Origin of the sequence: Gallibacterium genomosp. 1 (assembly GCF_000771875.1) — a bacterium.
Taxonomy (GTDB): Bacteria; Pseudomonadota; Gammaproteobacteria; order Enterobacterales; family Pasteurellaceae; genus Gallibacterium.
In genome coordinates this window covers 1-1,001 of sequence record NZ_JPXX01000046.1, presented here as the reverse complement: position 1 = coordinate 1,001, position 1,001 = coordinate 1, and the positions used below count along the sequence as shown (strand labels likewise).

Here is a 1,001-nt window from a genome sequence, read left to right as displayed (position 1 = left end):
TGGAGTTGGTTATTCTGGATCTGTTGACGGATTTCCGCCATTCTCGGGAATTTCAATGGGATTAACTGCATCTAATCTTTCTTTCAGTGCTTCTTGTTCTTTATCTTTAGGTAGGTTGTTTAGTGCTTCTTCTGCCTTTGTTTTTGCGTCTTTTATTGCTTGATTTGCTTCTTCAAGGGCTAACTTTTCTTCTGCTGTGATTTGATTATCTTCTTTTGCTTTTTCAAGAAGATCTTTGGCTTGTTGGTAGGCTTTTTCGGCGGCTTTAACTGCTTCTTCGGCGGCGGTAATCTTAGTGCTTTCTACCCCCCCCCCGTATGGGATGATCCCTTGCCACCACTGCTTCCACCGCCTGCGGCTAATGCAATGCCTCCGAGCAATGCTGCTGCACCGGCTACATATGTCCAAGGACTAAAACTTTGTCCATTTTCTAAGCTGGTTGTTAACGTTCCACTGGCAATGTCATTGCTACTAAAACCACTCATTTCCGCTTCAACTTGGGTAACGATTACTTTGCCTTGCTCTGTGACTTGTGCCGCACTGTCAAATACCGCAAAGCATTGCTGTTCTGCGCTGCATTCACCCCAAAATTCATCTATGATAACTTCAATCTTGTCTTTTTGGCTTTTTATAACAAGATCGTTACCTGATCGGGAAACTTGTAAATCTTCTGGGGTTTTTCCTGTTTCACTGTCTATAACGTGATACTCTTCTCCGGCAACGGCCAATTCTACATATTTGCCTTTTTTGGCAACTTTGCTTAAATCAATTCGCTGTCCTGATTTTGCTTTGATTAAAATTAGACTCATTAGAGTCCTCCTTTATGGTTGGTAAATAAATTTATTTAATATGTTTCTTGTTTTATTTAATCTTTTATAAACAAAACTACTTCCTTTGCGTTACATTTTCTAAACTAAAAAATAGATTAAATTTTTCACAAGAATGCGCATACTATCTAATAAATACAAGGTTGTTAAAATAGGAAAGTAGTAGTAGTAGTA

At 38.9% G+C, this 1,001-nt stretch carries 2 protein-coding genes; both read right to left on the bottom strand.

What is annotated here, in order from left to right:
* Positions 1–9 precede the first annotated feature (9 nt).
* Entirely contained in the window at positions 10–408 is a 399-nt protein-coding gene (locus tag JP36_RS12020; RefSeq protein WP_418904671.1) for a GA-like domain-containing protein, read from the bottom strand.
* Positions 303–809: a hypothetical protein gene (locus JP36_RS10965; RefSeq protein ID WP_039174687.1), complete on the bottom strand. Its 507-nt coding sequence runs from the start codon at positions 807–809 to the stop codon at positions 303–305. Before JP36_RS10965 ends, JP36_RS12020 begins: the two co-directional genes overlap by 106 nt.
* Between the last annotated feature and the right edge of the window lie 192 nt (positions 810–1,001).